The organism is Microcoleus sp. CAWBG58 (genome assembly GCF_020883045.1).
Lineage (GTDB): Bacteria > Cyanobacteriota > Cyanobacteriia > Cyanobacteriales > Microcoleaceae > Microcoleus.
In genome coordinates, this window is sequence record NZ_JAHRFA010000165.1 from 1 (window position 1) to 4668 (window position 4668).

At 47.1% G+C, this 4668-nt stretch carries 5 protein-coding genes and 2 pseudogenes; all 7 read left to right on the plus strand.

Annotated elements, in window-relative coordinates; genetic code table 11:
* Positions 1-143: 143 nt before the first annotated feature.
* A pseudogene (locus QZ918_RS32895) lies at positions 144-281 on the plus strand (RNA-guided endonuclease TnpB family protein); the annotation flags it as partial.
* 103 nt (positions 282-384) lie between these two features.
* Positions 385-720: pseudogene (locus QZ918_RS32900) on the plus strand (transposase); the annotation flags it as partial.
* Positions 721-1082: 362 nt separating this feature from the next.
* Positions 1083-2081: a sugar transferase gene (locus QZ918_RS32905; RefSeq protein WP_293143961.1), complete on the plus strand. Its 999-nt coding sequence runs from the start codon at positions 1083-1085 to the stop codon at positions 2079-2081.
* Positions 2082-2334: 253 nt separating this feature from the next.
* Complete coding sequence (locus QZ918_RS32910; RefSeq protein ID WP_293143964.1) at positions 2335-2535, plus strand: hypothetical protein; 201 nt, start codon at positions 2335-2337, stop codon at positions 2533-2535.
* 93 nt (positions 2536-2628) lie between these two features.
* The gene (locus QZ918_RS32915) at positions 2629-3066 is read left to right on the plus strand and encodes an ATP-binding protein (protein WP_293343252.1); all 438 of its coding nucleotides are present in this window, start codon (positions 2629-2631) and stop codon (positions 3064-3066) included.
* A gap of 7 nt (positions 3067-3073) precedes the next feature.
* Positions 3074-3223, plus strand: coding sequence for a hypothetical protein (locus QZ918_RS32920; protein WP_293343255.1), 150 nt, complete (start codon positions 3074-3076; stop codon positions 3221-3223).
* A gap of 5 nt (positions 3224-3228) precedes the next feature.
* Positions 3229-4497 carry a WcaI family glycosyltransferase gene (locus tag QZ918_RS32925; RefSeq protein ID WP_293343258.1) on the plus strand — a complete coding sequence of 423 codons (1269 nt, stop codon included), beginning with the start codon at positions 3229-3231 and terminating at the stop codon, positions 4495-4497.
* Positions 4498-4668: the final 171 nt, after the last annotated feature.

Here is a 4668-nt window from a genome sequence, read left to right on the forward strand (position 1 = left end):
GCGCAAAAAGTCTTCAAGATTAGCTATTTAATCTTCTACTTTTTGAGTTTTTGAGCAACTGCTTGCCTGAGCTTCAAAGGTGGCTACTTTTAGCTGCGCTCATTTTTTAGTCTAAACTACAGTTAAAACGTGCTGGGCGTCTAGTAAGTCGGAAGGTAAAAGGCGGGTCAAACCGCCGCAAAGCTAGAGCGATTTTAGGTAAGCGACATCTCAAAATAAGTAGACAGCGTAAAGACCATGCTATTAAATTGGCAAGGTGCGTAATCACATCAAACGATGTATAGCCTTTCTCAAAAAGATGAGGTATGACTGACAGCTTATATAACCACTTAAATTAAGAGGGCTCGCATCCCAACAACATACCTCATCTTTCTGAGAACCGATATAGTTTACGAAGATTTGAGAGTGTCTAACCTGGTGAAAAATCATTGTCTGGCTAAGTCAATAAGCGATGCTTCTTGGTATCAGTTCAGAGTGTTATTAGAATATTTTGGAAAAGTGTTTGGTCGGATCACCATTGGGGTAAATCCTGCTTACACGAGTCAAGAATGCAGTAATTGTGGGGAAGCCGTTAAAAAATCTCTCTCCACTCGAACCCATGATTGTCAGTGTGGATGCGAGATGGATAGAGATCCTAATGCCGCAATTAATATCCTGAATCGCGGGATAGGTACGACGGGGCACGTCGGAACTTCTGTACTAGATGCAGTAAACGCTTAGGAATCAAAATTTAATAACCTAGGCGACTATGCCCCCCTTCGCCCTTACTGGAAAAAAAATGGGGAAGCAAAGTTACTTAAGTTATTCAATTTTCATTCCTTAGGGAGATTGGATCTCTGGATCGGGTGCAGCAATGTTCTTGATTTAAGTCCGAGCGCTGAACGAAGAATCCTCACGCTCATCTGAGCCCAGGAGTGTCAACTTTGCCTTGGATATCGGGACACTCGGCGGTCACATTTTCGGGCGTCTTTGTAAAGTTTGTATAAAGCTGGGCTTTAGATCGGAAGAATATTTGGTAAAGGTGGAGCAGCTAGGACACAATAGGCTAAAGACATCAGCTTGAAATTTGAAACTAGGACTTCATGGTCAGCCAAACCCCAGAGACAGATTTTCGGGTTACATACTTGGACGAGATTCCCTCGGTTCACATACCCGTGCGCTTGAGCGTACTTGAAGCCGTAAACTTCAAGACAACCTGCCAGCAACTTTTCTCTGAAAACACCGTTCCCAGCAAAATTGTCCTAGACTTCAGTCAGACGACATTCATTGACAGTAGCGGGATCGGTGCTTTAGTCAGCAATTTGAAATTTGCCAGACAGCGCGGCAGCGACTTGGTACTCCGGAACCTGAAGCCGCAGGTAATGGCAGTATTTGCTCTCACCAGCCTAGATCAAGTGTTGACAATCGAGCAGCCTTCTGCAAACTCAACTCCTGCAAAGACAGACCCCTCCGACAATCAGCTACCGATGACGCACCCCTCGGTGCAGTCGTTGGTGAAACGGGTGATAGATGTTGTTGGGGCAATCGTCGGTTTGATAATTACAGGAATTTTGTTTGTACCCATAGCGGCAGCCATCACGATTAACGATCCGGGCCCGATATTGTTTGCACAAACCCGCTGCGGCTGGATGGGCAGAAGATTTCGGATTTGGAAATTTCGATCGATGTGTACTAATGCCGAAGCCATGAAAGCCGAAATTAAAAACCAAGCTTCTGGCGCATTTTTCAAAAATGACAACGACCCGCGGATTACCAAAGTCGGGCGTATATTGCGGAAAACGAGTCTCGACGAACTGCCGCAGTTTTGGAACGTACTCAAAGGCGAAATGAGTCTAGTCGGCACCAGACCGCCTACTCCAGACGAAGTAGAGCGCTACGAAGTCCCTCAGTGGCAGCGTTTGGATGTCAAACCTGGAATGACAGGCGAATGGCAAGTCAACGGTCGCTCTAAAGTCCGCGATTTTGAAGATGTCATCCGTTTAGATTTAAAATACCAACAAGACTGGAGCCTGATGTATGACCTGAAACTAATTGTTAAAACGATAACTGTGCTGTTTAACAAAAATAGTGGCGCTATGTAGAGCGGTCAACAACCGATTGCTGAACTTTTAGTTGCTGTTAATTCCTCGACAGCCGGAACTCGAACTTGATACTTAGTCAAGCAGGCGATCGATCGCGATACTTACGTTAGGATTAAGTGTTAAAATTCACACGCCCAGAAAGTGTGCATCTATTTGCCAGCTCTGCGATCGGAGCATTAATTAGCAATTGGCGAGTTCGAGGTCGTACTCGAATGACTCCAGCAGGGTTTTCGAGGACGACAAGAACTCAGGTGTGTTGAAAAAAGTACGGACTGCTAACACGGTCGAAGCTGAAATAACTCATCGCAAGCTGCTGAGTCGGGAAATTTTCCGATTTAAACGTCCTACCGAAGCGGGTTACAGTATCGGAAGTCTCTCATTTTCGCGATCGAGTAAATGGTGCGAAAGGAATGCTCACCTTGAGGCAAAACGGGCTTCTTCAATTCAAGCTTGACTAAACTAATATGTTGCCAAGACCTTGCCCTCCTTTTCCTCTCCAACCTGCGCTGGCTACAGCGGTGGTGGGGGGCGACCAGGGAGAAGAAAAATGAAAGACGAGCAACCAATTGCCGAGTTTGACCTTCAGGTTACAACAGACCTGAACGCTCTGACACAAGTTTCGGAATGGTTGGAGAATATTGTTCTGCCGCTGATACCACAGGACTTGTGGTGGCAGTGCAGCCTGATTGTTAATGAAGGGTTTACAAATGCTGTCCGCCATGCTCACCAGAACTTGCCCCCCGAGACGCCGATCGACATTGACGTAAAAGTGTTTGCAGACTACTTAGAAATTAGGATTTGGGACAAGGGTCAACCCTTCAATCTGGAATCAAAGCTGCGCTCGATCCTGCAAGAGCAGCGCGATCCCTTGGATAGAGAAGGAGAAAGGGGACTGGTGTTTATGTACAAGCTCACCGACGAGCTGCACTATACCCGTACCGACGATCGCTCCAACTGCCTGGTAATGCGGAAAAACCTTACCTGAGGGCGCGATGCCCGCCCGAGCCACCGGCGGCTTCTGGCGATTGTCGCCAGGGCCGGGCGCCGCCCCTGAGATGCTCCCTGACACCCGATCGCATCCTCTGCAATTCACCGGGTGGACGATCGAGTTAGTCGCGGCAGGACTATTTGCTTCAAACTAAATATTATGCGTATTCTAATTTATTCCTATAACTACTATCCAGAGCCGATCGGCATTGCCCCCTTGATGACAGAACTAGCCCAAGGCCTAGTCAAGCGCGGACACCAAGTCCGAGTCGTCACCGGAATGCCGAACTATCCCCAGCGCCGGATTTATCCGCAATATCGGGGCAAATTTTACCTCACCGAAGAACACAACGGCGTCACCATTCAGCGGAGTTACCTGCGCGTCAACGGCCCTCACCCCAGCCTGCTAGACCGACTTTTGCTAGACGGTAGTTTTGTCGTATCCAGCGCCGTCCAAGCATTCAGAGGCTGGCGTCCCGACGTGATTTTCTCAACAATGCCACCTTTACCGATTTGCGTCCCAGTGGCCTTTTACGGCTGGATTCGCGATATCCCGATCGTCCTGAACGTTCAAGATATCGTCTCAGAAGCAGCCGTGCGCGTCGGCTTGGTCAAAAAAAACGGACTGCTAATTCAGATTGCTGACGCCTTAGAAAAATTTGCCTACAGCACAGCCAGCCAAGTCAGCGTTATCGACAGCGGTTTTGTCAGCAAATTGCACTCTCAGGGAGTACCCCCGGAAAAAATAGTTTGCGTTCCCAATTGGGTTGATGTCAATTTTATCCGCCCTTTACCAAAAGAAAATAACCCCTTTCGCGAAACCCACAAACTAAATGGCAAATTTGTGGTTCTTTATGCTGGAAATATTGCCCTTACCCAAGGCTTACAAACAGTGGTCAAAGCAGCGACCCGTTTGAAGCACATACCTGAAATTGCTTTTGTAATTGTGGGGGAATCTACAGCACTGACGCGCTTGCAAAAAGATTGCGAAACTTACAAAGCTACTAATGTAATGTTACTGTCGTTTGAACCGCGAGAAAAATTGCCGGAAATGTTAGCTGCTGCGGATGTTAGTTTAGTCGTACAAAAGCGGCGGGTAACTAACTTTAATATGCCTTCAAAAATTCAAGTGCTGCTGGCGAGCGGGCGGGCAATTTTGGCGTCCGTTCCCGAAACTGGTACGGCGCAGAAAGCAGTGCAGCAAAGCGGTGGCGGGGTGGTGGTAGCGCCGGAAGATCCGCAGGCTTTGGCTGATGCTGTGGAGGATTTGTTCTTAAATCGCGATCGGGTGGATGCGTTGGGCGAACAAGGTAGAAAGTATGCTGTAGAGAATTACGGATTTGAAGAAGCTTTGAATCATTATGAGGCTTTATTTGCGGCGGTGGCGGCAAGTCATGCTGAGAAAATCTTAGAGCCTTTGCCGAAATGAGCGGATAATTAGGTTTGCGAGCTGTGAAAACAACTCTTAAGAGTTATATAGCAATCCTAAATCATTTTCTATGTATCGGTAGTATAGGTGTACTGATTGATTTTGGGGAAATTAAATTTATGTTCCTTGGTGAAAAACTCAAACAAAAATTTGACGATTTTAAAAGACTTA